The 16,120-nt window shown below is 43.8% G+C and carries 14 protein-coding genes and 1 tRNA gene; 12 read left to right on the top strand and 3 right to left on the bottom strand.

Annotated features, from left to right (window positions below):
• Positions 1 to 241: 241 nt before the first annotated feature.
• On the bottom strand, positions 242 to 823 hold the full coding sequence (locus tag GVO62_RS01680; RefSeq protein ID WP_159117462.1) for a hypothetical protein: 582 nt from the start codon (positions 821 to 823) through the stop codon (positions 242 to 244).
• 264 nt (positions 824 to 1,087) lie between these two features.
• Between GVO62_RS01680 and GVO62_RS01685 the strand changes: the two genes are divergently transcribed.
• From GVO62_RS01685 to GVO62_RS01695, 3 genes are all read left to right on the top strand, one after another.
• A complete protein-coding gene (locus GVO62_RS01685) occupies positions 1,088 to 3,484 on the top strand; it encodes a Lon protease family protein (RefSeq protein WP_159117463.1) in 2,397 nt (798 codons plus the stop codon).
• A 130-nt stretch (positions 3,485 to 3,614) separates the two neighbouring features.
• On the top strand, positions 3,615 to 4,421 hold the full coding sequence (locus tag GVO62_RS01690) for an alpha/beta fold hydrolase (protein ID WP_159117464.1): 807 nt from the start codon (positions 3,615 to 3,617) through the stop codon (positions 4,419 to 4,421).
• Entirely contained in the window at positions 4,418 to 5,332 is a 915-nt protein-coding gene (locus GVO62_RS01695; RefSeq protein ID WP_159117465.1) for a GGDEF domain-containing protein, read from the top strand. The genes GVO62_RS01690 and GVO62_RS01695 overlap by 4 nt, the downstream gene beginning before the upstream one ends.
• Positions 5,333 to 5,455: 123 nt before the next feature.
• On the opposite strand, the gene GVO62_RS01700 is transcribed toward GVO62_RS01695, so the two are convergent.
• Positions 5,456 to 6,232: a 3-hydroxyacyl-CoA dehydrogenase gene (locus GVO62_RS01700; protein ID WP_159117466.1), complete on the bottom strand. Its 777-nt coding sequence runs from the start codon at positions 6,230 to 6,232 to the stop codon at positions 5,456 to 5,458.
• A 112-nt stretch (positions 6,233 to 6,344) separates the two neighbouring features.
• Positions 6,345 to 6,638, bottom strand: a complete 294-nt coding sequence (gene yhbY, locus GVO62_RS01705) for a ribosome assembly RNA-binding protein YhbY (protein WP_105931177.1) — start codon at positions 6,636 to 6,638, stop codon at positions 6,345 to 6,347.
• A gap of 95 nt (positions 6,639 to 6,733) precedes the next feature.
• Between yhbY and rlmE the strand changes: the two genes are divergently transcribed.
• The 9 genes from rlmE to GVO62_RS01750 all read left to right on the top strand — a co-directional run bounded on the left by rlmE (position 6,734) and on the right by GVO62_RS01750 (position 16,012).
• Entirely contained in the window at positions 6,734 to 7,363 is a 630-nt protein-coding gene (gene rlmE / locus GVO62_RS01710) for a 23S rRNA (uridine(2552)-2'-O)-methyltransferase RlmE (protein WP_159117467.1), read from the top strand.
• A 101-nt stretch (positions 7,364 to 7,464) separates the two neighbouring features.
• A complete protein-coding gene (gene ftsH, locus GVO62_RS01715; protein WP_105931179.1) occupies positions 7,465 to 9,411 on the top strand; it encodes an ATP-dependent zinc metalloprotease FtsH in 1,947 nt (648 codons plus the stop codon).
• Between the two features lie 186 nt (positions 9,412 to 9,597).
• On the top strand, positions 9,598 to 10,422 hold the full coding sequence (folP, locus tag GVO62_RS01720; protein ID WP_159117468.1) for a dihydropteroate synthase: 825 nt from the start codon (positions 9,598 to 9,600) through the stop codon (positions 10,420 to 10,422).
• A 9-nt stretch (positions 10,423 to 10,431) separates the two neighbouring features.
• Positions 10,432 to 11,775 carry a phosphoglucosamine mutase gene (gene glmM, locus GVO62_RS01725; RefSeq protein WP_159117469.1) on the top strand — a complete coding sequence of 448 codons (1,344 nt, stop codon included), beginning with the start codon at positions 10,432 to 10,434 and terminating at the stop codon, positions 11,773 to 11,775.
• Between the two features lie 95 nt (positions 11,776 to 11,870).
• The gene (tpiA, locus tag GVO62_RS01730; RefSeq protein WP_159117470.1) at positions 11,871 to 12,614 is read left to right on the top strand and encodes a triose-phosphate isomerase; all 744 of its coding nucleotides are present in this window, start codon (positions 11,871 to 11,873) and stop codon (positions 12,612 to 12,614) included.
• 10 nt (positions 12,615 to 12,624) lie between these two features.
• Entirely contained in the window at positions 12,625 to 13,038 is a 414-nt protein-coding gene (gene secG, locus GVO62_RS01735) for a preprotein translocase subunit SecG (RefSeq protein WP_105931183.1), read from the top strand.
• 11 nt (positions 13,039 to 13,049) lie between these two features.
• Positions 13,050 to 13,135: transfer RNA gene (locus GVO62_RS01740), tRNA-Leu, on the top strand.
• Positions 13,136 to 13,363: 228 nt separating this feature from the next.
• The gene (locus GVO62_RS01745) at positions 13,364 to 15,658 is read left to right on the top strand and encodes a putative bifunctional diguanylate cyclase/phosphodiesterase (protein ID WP_159117471.1); all 2,295 of its coding nucleotides are present in this window, start codon (positions 13,364 to 13,366) and stop codon (positions 15,656 to 15,658) included.
• A gap of 195 nt (positions 15,659 to 15,853) precedes the next feature.
• A complete protein-coding gene (locus GVO62_RS01750; RefSeq protein WP_014949371.1) occupies positions 15,854 to 16,012 on the top strand; it encodes a YqaE/Pmp3 family membrane protein in 159 nt (52 codons plus the stop codon).
• The last annotated feature ends 108 nt before the right edge of the window (positions 16,013 to 16,120 follow it).

Consider the following 16,120-nt stretch of genomic DNA (forward strand, 5'->3'; position numbering starts at 1 on the left):
GGGTCGGTGTGAGGCGAATTTGTTGCAAATACTCTGATGGGTAATTTCGCAATATTGCCGGCTAACCGAGCGTGGGATATTCCCACATTACACATATATAGCCCAATAGAATAACCCAGCGTTAAGCTATGCCTCAATAGCTTAACACCGAACTAGGCGAATTTTATTGTCGCTTGCTTGAAAAGTGAGCATTAATTAATAAGTTAGTATGTAATCAGCGAAGTAAACTGCTATTTTTTAACTAATTCGCATCACTAAATGTAGTCAATGCGTTAAGTTGCTGCGCCTGCACCTTATCAATTACATTGACCAAATTAGCGGCATCCTCATTCGACGCCTTTTTTCCGTCAAAATGGATGTTACCCGACGCGTTATAGGTAAGGGTAACTTTTGTTTTGGACGTGTTTCCCTCTATAGTGCTAAATTCCCACGTTAACGCACCAGTTACCCCCATTTCTTGAAGCGGTCCTAAGCCACCGGTCATTATTACTTTTTTTTGTGGCTCAACGTAGCTTATGAGCATATGCACAGCGCTTGCATTATCGGTGGTCTCGCAGAAACAACCGCCAGCTTGTTCATCAATTCTCAGGGAGCCTTTCCACCACGTATGATCTTTAGGCCACCACATATCAACATGTTCAATAAAGTGAGAATAAACCACTTCGATAGGGGCATGGCTTTCACTGACGTTGGTAATTGAAAAACCCGAGTTGTCCGCGTAATTGACGTTTGCGATGCTCGAAGGCGAAAAAGCGGCACCAATGAGCAGTATTAAAAGAGGAGTAAGGCGAACCTGCGATGTTGAAGTTGTTATTTTTGTCATTATGAATACTCTGATTAACTATTGCTTGTTTTCGCTCTTGTATTGCTACTGCAGCACATTGATATTATCCGATAAGAGTAAAGCGACTCTTAGCAGAGCATGCGTGGTAAGTGGCATACCACTAAAAACAAAATATACCATATCTACATATAGCTGGTTGTTTGTTGTGCAATTGGCGGTGCAAAGGTGCTTTATTACGGATAAGCGTTTGACACTAATGTTAATTAGGGTTTCACTTAAGTAAAGTAACGAATATAGAATAAGATGTCTGTAGACAGTAAACCATTTGCGTTAGACGTAGACGCGTTATCACCTACCATTAACCGCCGCGCGATTAATAGTGCCCTAAAAGATGAGGAAGCGCTTAATGCTACCTTTATCGGACAAGAGCGTGCCCGTGAAGCGCTAACTTTTGGGTTAGGCATTAACACAAAGGGCTATAACCTTTATGTTATGGGCGAGCCTGCGACCGGGCGTTTTACCCTAGTAAAAGACTACATAGAGCGCCAAGTATCTCAACTTTCTGCACCTGATGACTGGTGCTATATCAATAATTTTGAGGAAGAGCGTGAACCTGTAGCGCTAAAATTCCCTCCTGGTGGCGGCAAAGCGTTTCACAAAGACATGGCTGCACTTATCGATGATGTTTTGGACTCATTGCCCATTGCATTTGACAACCCGGGTTATCAACGTCGTCGCGCGTCGATATCAAGAGAGTTTGAACAAAAATATGATGCTGCGATTGACGCAGTAGAGCGTTACGCACAAGCAAACGACGTTGCGCTTTATGAAGAAGGCGGTTCAATCACCTTTTCACCTATCGTAAACGGTAAGCCTATAAGCGATACCGAGTTTGCCACGTTAACAGATGAGCAAAGAGAAGGCTTTTACACGCTTATCGACGAGCTAGAAAACAGATTAAGTGAAAGCTTATTGAGCTTGCCAACGTGGAAGCGCGAAAACTCAGAGCGTTTGCGTGAGCTCGATAAAAAGACTGCAGAGCAGGGCATTAAGCCCCTGCTAAAAGTGCTTGAACATAAATACACGTCTGAACTCGGGGTGATGAAGTACCTCAAACAGCTCAAAACGGCCTTGGTCAACGCCGTTTTAGTTATTCACAGTGAAGAGCAGAAGGACGAGAAAAGCGACGATTTTGACAAAAAGATTTTCTTAGAAGAGCAGTTTCTACCCAACGTTTTGGTGTCGAATAAACTTGACGATGCGGCCCCCGTTATTTATGAGCCAAACCCCACCTACCAAAACCTGTTTGGTAAAATCGAGTACACCAACATTCATGGCAGTGTATTTACTAACTATCGAATGATACAGCCTGGTGCTATGCACCGAGCAAACGGCGGTTATCTATTGCTAGATGTAGACCAGCTCATTGAACAGCCTTTCGTGTGGGATACTTTGAAGCTCGCCATCAAATCTCAACGTTTACGCATGGATTTACCCCAGCAAGACGTGGGTATGGTGAATAATATTACGCTTAACCCACAGCCCATCGACCTAAATGTGAAAATCGTTTTGTTAGGCTCCCGCGATTTATATTACACACTGCAAGATTATGATGACGAGTTTGATGAACTGTTCAGAGTGTTGGTAGATTTTGACTTGGAGATTCCGGTCACAAGGCAAGCGCTTTTCGATTTCGTGGGTAAGGTACGTGCCCATCTCATACACCTTGGGCTCAAAGGTATCACAGCTAACGCCATGTGTAGGCTTGTAGAATACTCGCTGAGAATGGCAGAGCACAAAGAGAAGCTTTCAGCCCATTTCGCGGAAGTGATCGAACTGGTTAACGAAGCCTACTATTTTTGCCAGAAATCTAATGCGGATACGCTAGAGCTTGATCACTTAAAGACCGCGTTGAGTGCGAAAAAGCGTCGTACTGGCCGCGTAAGTCAAACCCTTCTAAACGACATTAAAGAAGGGCACGTGCTCATTGCCACTGAAGGTAAAGCGGTAGGTAAGGTTAATGGCCTGACGGTGTTAGACATTGGCGATACAGCATTTGGTACTCCGGCTCGTATTACGTCTACTGTTTTTGCGGGGGCTAGTGGTGTGGTTGATATTGAGCGGGAAGTAGAGCTTGGACAACCTATACATTCTAAAGGTGTTATGTTGCTCAACGGTTATTTAGGCAACAAGTATGCGCAGCATTTCCCGCTAACGCTATCAGCGAATATTGCGCTAGAGCAGTCATACGGACACATTGACGGCGACAGTGCGTCTCTTGGCGAGCTGGTTGCCCTTATCTCAGCGCTTACCGAAATCCCATGCTTACAAACCTTGGCCATTACAGGTTCGATTAACCAATATGGCGAAGTGCAAGCAGTTGGCGGTGTAAACGAAAAGATAGAAGGCTTTTTTGACTTGTGCCAACACCGTGGTTTAACCGGTACTCAGGGCGTAATCATCCCTAAATCGAATGCGATTAATCTGGTGTTAGATGCCACGGTTATCGATGCGGTGAAAAAGGGGCTATTTCATATTTATACTGTTGAAACCGTGGACGATGCGCTTACTATTTTGATGGAGCAGGAAGCGGGTAAGATCAGCAGCAAAGGACGCTACCCGAAAAACTCTATTAACTACCATGCGGTGAATCGTTTATACAATATCGCGCTTATCGTAAATGGTGGGGATGGAGAATAAATGAAATATTAACCTTTCCTTTCAGGTAATCGTGCTACGTTTAGAACAACTAGAAGAACAACGGCGACCATAATTGTCGCCTTGTTCGCGATACTTATTTTGCAAACGTAAAAGATTTTGAGGCAATACTATGCAACCTTCTCATAATGTAGAGGCGAGAAATAATGTCACGATTCATGGTTCTGGCGATAAGGTAATAATGCTGGCTCACGGTTTTGGCTGTGATCAGAAAATGTGGCGCCACCTGCTACCGTATCTCGATAAGCAATATAAAGTGATTCTATTCGATTATGTGGGGTGCGGTTCTTCTGACTATTCAGCTTATAGCAAACAGCGTTATTCAACGCTGAAAGGTTACGCGCAAGACGTACTAGATATCTGCGAGGAACTTAGCTTAGAAGATATAATTTTTGTTGGTCACTCTGTAAGCAGCATGATTGGCATGCATGCGGCCATTCAGTCTCCTCATATTTTTTCAAAGCTTGTTATGATATGTCCCTCCCCCTGTTTTCTTAATTTTCCTCCTGAATATGAAGGTGGCTTCGACAAGGAAGATTTAGAAGAGTTAATTAATTTAATGGACAAAAACTATGTAGGGTGGGCGAACTACTTGGCACCTCTTGTGATGGGGCAAGATAGCGATGCAGCACTAACGCAAGAACTTGAGACCAGTTTCTGCTCCACTGATCCAAAGTTTGCAAAACCCTTTGCTAAAGCTACGTTTTTCGCTGACGACAGGGCTATGCTTTCTAAGCTTACCCTTCCCACACTCATCGTACAAAGCAAACACGACAATCTAGCTTCCACCGCAGTGGGAGAGTACATGAATCAAATAATTCCAAGCTCCCAGCTAAAAGTTGTTGATGCACACGGACATTGTTTGCATATGACAAATCCCGCCATTGTATCTTCAATCGTAAGGGAGTTTGTCAGTTGAATGAGTGGGTTGGGGAAGATTTTCCCTGTTTATTAATAAAGTCAGATATTGAAACTACTAAAATTATCTGGTTGAACCCTTTTGCGTACGACTACCTTGGTTTGAAAAAGCCGGTTGAGGCGAAAATAGCCAAAATTGTGTCTAAAGCCAGCTTAATTTTTTATGAAAGCTATATAAAACCCATCATTTTCGCTAACGGAAAGTACTTAGAAGTCCAAATTACGTTGATTTCTGAAGGGGGGATGCGTGTTCCCGCCGTGGCGAATTTAACGTTGTCAGACAACATTGTGTACTGGGCTATTTATGTAGCCGAAGAGCGAGATAAGCTTTATCAGGAATTGCTAGAAGCAAGAGATCTGCTTGAAAAAAAGACGGAAGAACTAACAGCGGTTAGTCGCAAAGACTCGCTAACGCCATTACTGAATCGACGAGCAGCGAAAGACGACATAAACGTATTAATAACCCAATCATCTCGTGCTTTTTTCCCCTTATCATTTTTGCTCTTAGATATCGATTTTTTTAAAGATATTAACGACACTTTCGGGCACGATGAGGGAGATAAGGTTTTGGTAGCGCTTTCCAAACTACTCCTTGAACAAGTTCGTGAAACGGATGTGGTTGCTAGATGGGGCGGAGAAGAGTTTTTGATTGTTCTATATAACGCGAATATTGAATCCATCAAGTCTTTCAGCGACAGGCTACACAATGCAATCGAGACCATTGTACTTCCAAATGGTAATCCATTAACTGTAAGCATTGGTGGTGCGGTACTAGAGCAAGATGGACTGAAAGAGTCAGACGTTATTGCTGCGCAATTATTAAAAGCCGATAAAGCACTATATTCAGCGAAAGACAATCAAAGAGCGCACACGCGGATATTTGATAAAGAGAAAGGTTTTATAAGGCTCTAAACGCCTTCAAGCGCGCAGAAAAACGGCGCGACTCTTAAACGTCTTTAATTCTTTGTCTTCTTTTTGGCTATAAAATACAAAAAAGGGAGCACTGCGCTCCCCAATTGATAATACGCCTAATATTTATTTAGGCGGCATACGCAAACCGCCGTCCAAGCGGATTGTTTCACCATTTAAGTAGCTGTTATTTGCCATATGTATAACCAATTTAGCAAACTCTTCGGGCAGTCCTAATCGCTTAGGGAATTGCACGTTGGCAGACAGCGCATCTTGCACTTTTTCAGGCATGGCAAGCAGCATCGGTGTGCCCATTACGCCGGGCGCTATTGTGTTTACCCTTATACCTAATGGCGCTAAATCTCGCGCCATTGGGAGCGTTAACCCGATAATGCCACCTTTACTGGCAGCATAAGCCGTTTGACCTATTTGACCTTCGTAGCCAGCAACTGATGCTGTGTTTACAATAAGACCGCGTTCACCTTCATCATTAATCGGTGGTTGTTTTGCCATGGTAGCGGCGACCAAGCGTGAAACGTTGAAGCTTCCCACTAAATTAATGTCTATTGTTTTTTGAAAATCACCAAGGGGGGCAGGATTGCCTTCTTTATCAAGTAAACGTTTAGCGGGGGCAATACCAGCGCAATTGACGACGAGCGAGATAGGGCCGAACGTTTCCGTTGTAGCGTCGATAGCTGATTGAACCGATGCTTCATCGCGTACGTCTACTTTGGTGAAAATGGTGTTGTCTTTACCTAATTCTTCAACGCGTTGTGCGCCGACTTCGTCATTAAGATCGAAAAGGCTGACATTCGCACCAGCGTCTCGAAGGGCGATAGCGGTGGCGTGGCCAAGTCCGGAGCAACCACCGGTAACAATGGCAGTAAGATTATTTAGCGTCATAATTTTCCCTTAAACCGTGTTTTCACTATTATTAACGTGATGTTAACGGGAAGTAAGAGAAAAAACTATGGTGCCGATGTGGATCGGCACCTTTAATTCAGTTATTTCGCAGCTACCTTGGCAACTGAATTTTACAGTCTTCACTTTGACGGTAGATAATTAGCGTGTGGCCGATTACTTGAAGCTTAACTGAGTTGGTTTCACGAACAATGGCGTCCATGATTAGCGCTTTTTCTTCGCGGTCATCAGTAGGCACCTTAACTTTAATTAATTCGTGGTGATTAAGGGCGTTGTCAATTTCTGCAACCACCCCTTCGGTAAGGCCGTTTGCGCCTAGCTGCACAACAGGTTTTAGCGGGTGTGCAAGGCCTTTAAGAAATTGTTTCTGTTTGTTTGAAAGTTTCATGTATTAATAATTCTTACAATTAATCTGTTAGTTTATGCTTGAAATAACGTATTCTAACGCCATCTTCTCTACAATCCTAATGACATTGTATTGGAATGACAAAAAAGAAACACTCCGCCAGCAGTAAACGCTGGCTCACAGAACATGTTAACGACCATTATGTGCAAAAAGCGCAGAAGGAAGGTTGGCGATCGCGAGCTATCTACAAATTGGAAGAAATCCATAAAAAAGATAAGCTTATCAAACCAGGAATGACGCTTGTAGATCTCGGCGCGGCCCCAGGTGGCTGGTCGCAGTTGGCAGCTCAGCTTGTTGGCGACAATGGTCAAGTTATCGCATGCGATATTTTGCCCATGGACCCCATCGTTGGCGTCGACTTTTTACAAGGAGATTTCAGAGAGGACGCTGTTCTCGATGCACTATTGAACAGAATCGGTGGGAAGACCGTAGATATAGTGTTGTCAGATATGGCACCGAATCTGGCAGGAAATGCGTCTGTTGATCAATCGCGCTCTATGTACCTTTGCGAACTAGCGCTCGATATGTGTCATCAGGTTTTAAAGCCCGGCGGTTCGTTTGTCATAAAGGTGTTCCAAGGGGAAGGGTTTGTTGAGTTCATGAACGAACTTAAACAATCTTTCACCACCATCAAGACACGTAAGCCAGACTCGTCCAGATCACGGTCTCGTGAGGTGTATTTGGTGGCTTGTGGGTATAAAGTGTAGTACGCTTTGGGTTAAGCGGTTTTCGTTGCGAGTTGTGTCGTTTATTCAATAAACAACTTGTTGGATATACAAGCAATTCGGGTTTATAGAGGTTATTAGCATTGAGCGATATGGCAAAAAATTTAATCTTATGGTTAGTCATCGCCGTTGTTTTGATGTCGGTTTTCCAGAGCTTTTCACCGAGTGAATCGTCTCGTTCGCAAACTGACTATACAACGTTTTTGAGAGAAGCAGAGCAGGGAAATATTCGTGAAGTTCGCATTAATAATAGCGGCGAAATTCGCGGTACTAAGCGTTCAGGCGAAACTTTCCAAACTTTCGTACCTTACTTCGATGACAAGTTGGTCTCTGACTTAGTCAAGAATGACGTAAGGGTTTATGGCGAGCCACCAGAAGAGCAGTCTCTTCTCACATCAATCTTTATTTCATGGTTCCCCATGCTTTTGCTTATCGGTGTGTGGATATTCTTCATGCGTCAGATGCAAGGTGGCGGCGGCCGTGGCGCCATGTCTTTTGGAAAAAGCAAAGCCCGCTTACTTGGTGAAGACCAAATTAAGACAACGTTTGCTGACGTAGCTGGCTGTGACGAAGCGAAAGAAGATGTATCTGAACTGGTAGATTTCTTACGTGACCCGTCTAAGTTCCAAAAACTAGGTGGCAAAATTCCGAAGGGCGTATTGATGGTAGGTCCTCCGGGTACGGGTAAAACTTTGCTTGCCAAAGCGATTGCAGGCGAGGCTAAAGTACCGTTCTTTACTATCTCTGGTTCTGATTTCGTCGAAATGTTTGTAGGTGTTGGTGCTTCACGTGTTCGCGACATGTTTGAACAGGCGAAAAAAGCGGCGCCATGTATCATCTTTATCGATGAAATTGACGCGGTAGGTCGCCAGCGTGGTGCCGGTTTAGGCGGTGGTCACGACGAGCGTGAACAAACCCTTAACCAAATGCTTGTTGAAATGGATGGCTTTGAAGGTCACGAAGGTATCATTGTTATTGCTGCGACAAACCGTCCTGACGTACTAGATCCCGCGCTTCTTCGTCCTGGTCGTTTCGACCGTCAAGTAGTGGTAGGTCTTCCAGATATTCGTGGTCGTGAGCAAATTCTTAAAGTTCACATTCGCAAAGTGCCAGTGGCTGACAATGTAGAACCATCAGTTATTGCTCGTGGTACGCCAGGCTTCTCAGGTGCTGATCTTGCTAACCTGGTAAATGAGGCTGCGCTGTTTGCTGCACGCGGCAACAAGCGCCTTGTTTCAATGGAAGAGTTTGAAAAAGCGAAAGACAAAATCATGATGGGCTCTGAGCGTAAGTCGATGGTGATGTCTGAGTCTGAAAAAGAAATGACAGCTTATCATGAAGCAGGTCATGCCATTGTTGGTCGCTTAGTGCCAGAGCATGATCCGGTTTACAAAGTGTCTATCATTCCACGTGGTCGTGCATTAGGTGTGACTATGTACTTACCTGAACAAGACCGCGTAAGCCACTCTAAACAGCATCTAGAGAGCATGATTTCCAGCTTGTTTGGCGGAAGAATTGCAGAAGCAGTTATTTACGGCGACGACAAGGTCACAACCGGGGCTTCTAACGACATCGAGCGCGCTACTGAAATTGCTCGTAAGATGGTAACCCAGTGGGGTCTATCAAGTAAGATGGGTCCTATGCTTTACGCTGAAGACGAAGGTGAAGTGTTCTTGGGTAAATCTATGTCGAAGGCAACAAACATGTCTGACGACACAGCGCGTGCTATCGATGCGGAAATTAAGTCATTAATTGATCGCAACTATGAGCGTGCTCAGAAGATCCTTGAAGACAACATCGATATCTTGCACTCAATGAAAGACGCACTAATGAAGTACGAAACCATTGATGCAAAGCAAATTGATGACCTAATGAACCGTACTGACGTTCGTCCTCCCGCAGATTGGGATGACAGCAAGCCATCTGGCGGTGATAAGCCAAGTGGCGGTGCGCCAGTACGAGAGGGTGAAATTAAAAACGACGGTGTAGACAAACCGTCAGTGGGCAAGCCGGGCGATATCCCAAGCTAAGTCCCCATTAATATTGAAATAAAAACGCCAGTATATCTGGCGTTTTTTATTGGCGCGGGCTTATCATCGCCTAGATGTTTTATAGTTATAACTTTCTCTTGAGTCGTATTAGTAGGCTATAAAGGCATTTATATCAGTTCGCTCTAATGCTCTTGGTAAAGTAAAAAATAATAACGCAGGTAGTCCATGCACTTTGGTAACAAATTTATCGATCTTTCAAAGCCCCAAGTAATGGGTATCTTAAATGTCACGCCCGATTCATTTTCTGATGGCGGAAAACATGCAGATGTTAATCAAGCCGCAGAACACGCACTTCAAATGGTCGATGAAGGAGCGACTTTCATTGATATTGGTGGTGAGTCTACGCGGCCCGGTGCGCCAGAGGTATCTTTACAGGAAGAGTTAGATCGCACTATTCCCGTCATTGAAGCGGTAGCGAAAAATGCAAGTTGTGTAATTTCTATCGATACGAGTAAGGCCGAGGTTATGCGAGAGGCCGTTAGTGTGGGAGCCGGATTAATTAATGACGTTAGGGCCCTACAAGAGCCAGGTGCATTAGAGGCTGCATCAGAAGCTGGCGTACCAGTTTGTCTTATGCATATGCAAGGTCAACCTCGCACCATGCAAAACAATCCGTCATATGATGATGTGGTTGAAGACGTTGCCCAGTTTTTATTAGAACGAGCGAAAGCGTGTAAAGCATCAGGAATCTCGCAAGAAAAAATATTGTTTGACCCCGGCTATGGGTTTGGAAAGTCGCTAGAACACAATTATGCATTGGTGAAGCATTTACCTAAGTTAATGGACCTTGGTTATCCAGTGCTTGTTGGTATGTCTAGAAAATCAATGATTGGCAATTTACTCAATAGAAAAGTGGATGAGCGCTTGGCGGGAAGCATAAGCCTCGCTACAATTGTCGCACAAATGGGCGCACAGATTATTCGGGTTCACGACGTTAAAGAAACAGCGGATGCTGTCAATATTGTGAAAATGCTGAATACCATAAAATAAGGAATAATAATGACGCAGCGCAAATATTTTGGAACAGATGGCATTCGCGGAAAGGTTGGCGAGAGCAACATTAATCCTGAATTTGTAATCAAGTTAGGCTGGGCAGCCGGAAAAGTTTTGGCAGGTCGCGGTACAAATAAGGTTCTTATCGGTAAAGATACGCGTATCTCGGGATACATGCTTGAGTCTTCATTAGAAGCTGGCTTGTCAGCAGCGGGTATTGATATCGGTTTGCTCGGGCCAATGCCAACACCAGCTATTGCGTATCTGACCAAAACATTTCGTTCTGAAGCCGGTATTGTGATTAGTGCATCGCACAACCCATTCTATGATAACGGCATTAAGTTCTTCTCTGCACAGGGCTTCAAACTTGACGACGACATAGAACTAGCCATTGAGCACATGCTTGAGCAACCCATGACTTGTGTTGCGTCAGATAAACTCGGTAAAGCAACAAGAATTAACGACGCCGCGGGTCGTTATATTGAGTTTTGCAAGGGAACATTCCCATCTGAGCTTTCTCTTACCGGTCTAAAAATTGTGGTTGATTGTGCTCATGGCGCTACCTATCACATTGCACCTAATGTGCTACGGGAACTAGGTGCTACGGTTATTGAGCTAGGTACTTCGCCAAACGGTTTGAATATTAATGACGGCGTTGGTGCGACATCAATGAACGCTATCGTTGAAAAGGTTAAAGAAACAGGCGCAGACCTAGGCTTTGCGCTAGACGGTGATGGTGATCGATTAATGATGGTCGACCATTTAGGTAATGTGCTGGATGGCGATCAGATTGTTTATATTATTGCTCGTGACGCGCTTAAAAACGGCAAAATGCAGGGCGGCGTTGTTGGCACACTAATGAGTAACCTTGGACTTGAAAACGCTTTGTCTAAGCTAGGTGTTCCTTTCGCGCGAAGTAATGTGGGCGATCGATACGTGATGGAGCTTTTACAGCAAAAAGGCTGGTCTATTGGCGGTGAAAACTCAGGGCACGTATTGAACCTTAATATGAGTTCTACTGGCGATGGTATCGTAGCGGGTTTACAAGTTCTTGCAGCGATGCTTCGTTCTCACATGGACCTGCACGATTTGGCAAGTGGCTTCGACATGTACCCCCAGACCCTCATCAACGTTCGCTATGTTAATCAAGACGTGGATTACCTCGCGCACAATGAAGTACAAAGTGCTAAACAAGAGGCTGAATCAGCATTGGGTAAAACGGGTAGGGTACTGTTACGAAAAAGCGGTACTGAGCCTCTTATCCGTGTAATGGTTGAGTCTAACGACGAATCCCAATCGCAAAAATGGGCAGAGCATATTGCCGAAACTGTTCGTAAACTCGCCAATTAGTTGGCGTAGCTGGAAATTTTGCTTTTTGTGCTTGTATCTTTTTAATTAAATAGTTAATATCACGCCCGCTTTAAGACAGGGCTAAGGTCTACATTGTGAGTGATAATGTAAGAAAGCCATTCGTGGCTGGCAATTGGAAAATGAATGGGAATTTGGCGCTGGTCGCTGAGTTCAATCAGAAATTAGCGGGTTTAAAAGCAAAAGCTGAAGTAGTTGTATGTGCACCTTCATTGCTTTTATATGCGTTTCAGACGGATTCATTTTCAATTGGTACTCAGAACGTTAGTCACCTTGATAATGGTGCTCATACTGGTGAGCTTTCGGTAGACCTTCTTAAAGAAGCTGGCTGTAGTTATGCTATAGTTGGGCACTCAGAAAGGCGCGAAGACCAAGGTGAGTCAAGCGAACTTGTTGCTCTTAAAGCTAAAAAATGTGTTGCTGCTGGTATTGTCCCTATTATTTGTGTGGGAGAGCCTCTTGATGTAAGAGAAGCCGGTGAGGTTGAAGCATTTGTAGGCGAACAACTCGACGCTCTGGTAGGCAAGATGTCTATAGAAGAGCTAAGCAAAACCGTTATCGCTTATGAGCCAATCTGGGCTATCGGAACGGGTAAAACGGCAAGCCCAGAACAAGCACAAGAAGTACATGAATTTATTCGCACTTACTTCTCGAAAGTAGATGCGACTCTGGCTCAGAGCCTTCGTATTTTATACGGTGGTAGTGTGAAGCCAGATAACGCTGAGACGCTATTTGCTCAAAAAGATGTAGATGGTGGCTTGATTGGCGGGGCCAGTTTAAAAGCTGAAGATTTTATTTCAATTTGCCAAGCGGCAAACTGACGAGGTATTTATGATTTACGAAGTGCTTTTAGTAGCATACCTAATTGTTGCTCTTTTATTAATTGGATTCGTTTTAATCCAGCAGGGTAAAGGTGCGGACATGGGCGCTTCATTCGGTTCAGGTGGCTCGAATACAGTATTTGGTTCGTCAGGTTCTGGTAACTTCATGACACGTACCACTGGTATTTTGGCAGGTTTGTTTTTCTTTATCAGCTTAACGCTAGGCGCAATTACTGCGAATCGCGAAAGTGCTGATGATGAGTGGAACAACCTCGAAGTTCCTGCTGCTGTAGAGCAGGAAGTTGAGCGTCCTGCTGACCAAGACGTTCCGGTTATCGAAGACGCGGTACAAAATGACGTACCTGCTATCGAGACTGACGGAACCGACGTACCAGCGGCTGACGACAGCGAAGGTTCAAACTAAGTAAAGTTTTTGCGGAAGTGGTGGAATTGGTAGACACGCCATCTTGAGGGGGTGGTGAGCATAGCTCGTGCGGGTTCAAGTCCCGCTTTCCGCACCATATATAAGAAAGCCAGCAGATTGCTGGCTTTTTTTATTTCAGAAATTGACGTTGATATAAGATTTTGCGAATCTTTTAAGGCGTTCAATAGTGCAATTGTAACAAAGCGTTAAATTTCAAAATATACAGCGTGTTACCCCTGTTACTCGTTCTATTCTTCGGCTATTCTCTTAGCCTATGGTCGCGTTTGTTGCCACCTAATTACCGTTACAACTATGGGGCACCCCAGTGCAAAAAACACTTAGTCAGAGTTTATTTCAAACCTTATTCATAGGAATTGTTATAGCATCGCTTCTGATTGTTGGCGCCGTTTGGCGTTCTGCCAGTACACTTGTTGTGCAAAATATTGACCACGATGTCTCCCTAGCAGAAAAAGTCTTCGACAAGGTTGTTGCAGACAGGCAGGCTGTTATCTTAAGTGTTTCAAAAGTGTTGTCACGCTCATTTGACTTTAGGCGTGCGGTGGGCACAGAAAATATTCCCTCTATCGAGGCCGCGTTTAGAAGTTACGCTGAAAGACTTAATACCGACATTATTGCCCTGGTAAGCTTAGACCATAAGGTTGTGGCTTCACATTCCCCACTTTTTGAGGTTGGACAAAGTCTTAAGAGCAGCGTCGCTCTGGTGGTAAACCAGAAAGAAAGTGGTTTGTTTGTTGTAAATGACTATTTAGTTCAACTCAGTCTTATACGTGTTGAAATACCTACACTTAGGTATTACATGCTGATAGGCGTTGAATTTGACGATGCGCTTTTACAAGAGCTTAAGCAACTTGTAGATGCCGAGATCATTATTTCAAAAACCGAAACAAACGAAATTCTCACCACTACTTTAAGTACGAGTGAAGCGCAGAGAGTTTTAGCTTTAAAACGCGATCCATCATGGGTAGATGTTACGTTTAATGATGAGCTTACTTATTTTACTCGCCGAGTAAACATTGGTGCTACCGATAGACTTCCCGTTAACATTACTCTTGCGGTTGATACCACCTCAGCATTCAATGCGTTTTCCAGAATTCAGATTACTATTTTAGTGTTTTGCTTGGGAGCAATGATTATTGCATTGGCGTTTTCTCTCGTGCTAGCGAAAAATGTGACTAAGCCAGTGTCTAATCTAGTGAAAGCGGTCAACAGAGTAGCGTCTGGCTCTTATGGTTCGACACTTGATGAGCCATCGAAATTACGAGAAATCACTGAGCTTGCCAACGCTGTTGATAGCATGCAAGCAAACATAAAAAGTCGTGAGTTAGATATCCGTTACCAAGCTGAGCATGATGTGCTTACTGGTCTTTTTAACCGCAATTACGTTGAGAACTACTTCGAGTCTGAAATTAATAAGGAGCGTGCCTTACAAGTTGTCGCCATTACCGTCATCGGTTTTCGTACTATCAACGATCTGTACGGCTATTCTAACGGCGACAATACATTAAAAGCATTAGCGCAGAGATTACAGCGTTGGCCTGGTATATCAGCCCGATTAGCGGGCGGAGAAGTGCTATACATCTCGCATGAATCGCTTAATGATGAACAGCTCGAGACACTTAAGCACATTCTAGAGCAACCGGTTGAAAGTAACTTGATAGCGATTCCTTTAAAAGTGGCAATGGCAGTTTTAGAGTGCCCGCAAGACGCATTCACGTCAGAAGAGCTGTTCAGGAAAATGAATATCGTTACGGACGAAGCGATTCATAGCGATAAGTGGTGCGTTCGATATCGTGCTGAATTAGAGGATAAATATAATCGTAGATTATCTATTACCACTGAGCTTAAGCGCGCGCTGGCAAGTCAGCAAAACGAGCTGTCTATGGTGTATCAGCCTAAAATTGATTTAGTAACGATGAAAGTGTGCAGCATGGAAGCGCTCATTCGCTGGAATAGCAGTGTGTTGGGCTTCGTTCCTCCGGATGAGTTTATTACTATCGCTGAACAGGCAGGTCTAATCGAGCAAGTTACATCGTGGGTAATGAAGCAAACTATTTCAGACTTGGCCTATTTTCGGGAAAGAGGGTACGACTTTACTGTGGCAATGAACTTGTCTACTCAAGATATTCAAAATAAGGTGCTGCTAAGCAACTTGGTGTCCCTACTCAACGAAAAAGGCCTATCTCCAGATGCCCTCGAACTTGAAATTACGGAAAGCGATTTGGTGGCAGATGCATCGTTAGCGATAGAGAATTTGAATGAGTTGACGGCGAGAGGGTTTCACTTCGCTATAGATGATTTCGGTACTGGGTATTCTTCACTCGCGTATTTGAAGAACCTGCCTGTTAAGACTATCAAAATAGATAAGAGCTTCATTCTTTCTCTTGCCAGTGACGAAAATGATCAGCAAATTGTTCATACGGTGCTTAGCTTAGCCGCTGTCTTTAATTTGAAAGTCGTTGCAGAAGGCGTTGAAGACCTCGCCTCTCTCAATATTCTCAAGGATTGGGGGTGCGACGTTGCCCAAGGATATTATATAAGCAGACCGCTTAAGCTCGCTGATTTAGAAGAGTGGCTTCAAAATACACCTTTCGGCGAATAGCTATTTTATTAAATAAAATTTATTGTTTTTGTTGAAATTATAAAAGCTATGGCGCTTTCGCATTCGAGATGGCATTGTAAATGCAACGAAACATAGCGAAGCGTGTAAAACCCTCTTTGGGAGCTAATTCCACGGCAAGACGTGAGCTTTTTACCCATTGAGTTGTGAAATTACTTCAATAACAAGGAATTTATTATGGATATCATTCGTATACTACTTTCGATTTTGTTACCACCGCTAGGCGTGTTTTTACAAGTGGGTATTGGCGCACATTTTTGGATAAATATTCTTTTAACTATTTTGGGTTACTTCCCAGGCGTTATCCACGCTGTATACATCATTGCTAAGAAATAACATCAAAGACATCGTTTCGAACGACGAACCTTATCTTTGAATCAAAAAAAGCCAGCTTATTTAAGCTGGCTTTTTAATAGAAAACACTTAATACCAATCCGCATAGAA

This window comes from Alteromonas sp. KUL150 (genome assembly GCF_009811475.1).
In the GTDB taxonomy this organism is placed as follows: Bacteria; Pseudomonadota; Gammaproteobacteria; order Enterobacterales; family Alteromonadaceae; genus Alteromonas; species Alteromonas gracilis.

What these genes read in the sequence shown, in the direction of transcription:
- GVO62_RS01680 (WP_159117462.1), bottom strand. Translation starts at nt 823, where the DNA reads ATGACAAAAATAACAACTTCAACATCGCAGGTTCGCCTTACTCCTCTT.
- GVO62_RS01685 (WP_159117463.1), top strand. Translation starts at nt 1,088, where the DNA reads ATGTCTGTAGACAGTAAACCATTTGCGTTAGACGTAGACGCGTTATCA.
- GVO62_RS01690 (WP_159117464.1), top strand. Translation starts at nt 3,615, where the DNA reads ATGCAACCTTCTCATAATGTAGAGGCGAGAAATAATGTCACGATTCAT.
- GVO62_RS01700 (WP_159117466.1), bottom strand. Translation starts at nt 6,232, where the DNA reads ATGACGCTAAATAATCTTACTGCCATTGTTACCGGTGGTTGCTCCGGA.
- yhbY (WP_105931177.1), bottom strand. Translation starts at nt 6,638, where the DNA reads ATGAAACTTTCAAACAAACAGAAACAATTTCTTAAAGGCCTTGCACAC.
- rlmE (WP_159117467.1), top strand. Translation starts at nt 6,734, where the DNA reads ATGACAAAAAAGAAACACTCCGCCAGCAGTAAACGCTGGCTCACAGAA.
- folP (WP_159117468.1), top strand. Translation starts at nt 9,598, where the DNA reads ATGCACTTTGGTAACAAATTTATCGATCTTTCAAAGCCCCAAGTAATG.
- glmM (WP_159117469.1), top strand. Translation starts at nt 10,432, where the DNA reads ATGACGCAGCGCAAATATTTTGGAACAGATGGCATTCGCGGAAAGGTT.
- secG (WP_105931183.1), top strand. Translation starts at nt 12,625, where the DNA reads ATGATTTACGAAGTGCTTTTAGTAGCATACCTAATTGTTGCTCTTTTA.
- GVO62_RS01750 (WP_014949371.1), top strand. Translation starts at nt 15,854, where the DNA reads ATGGATATCATTCGTATACTACTTTCGATTTTGTTACCACCGCTAGGC.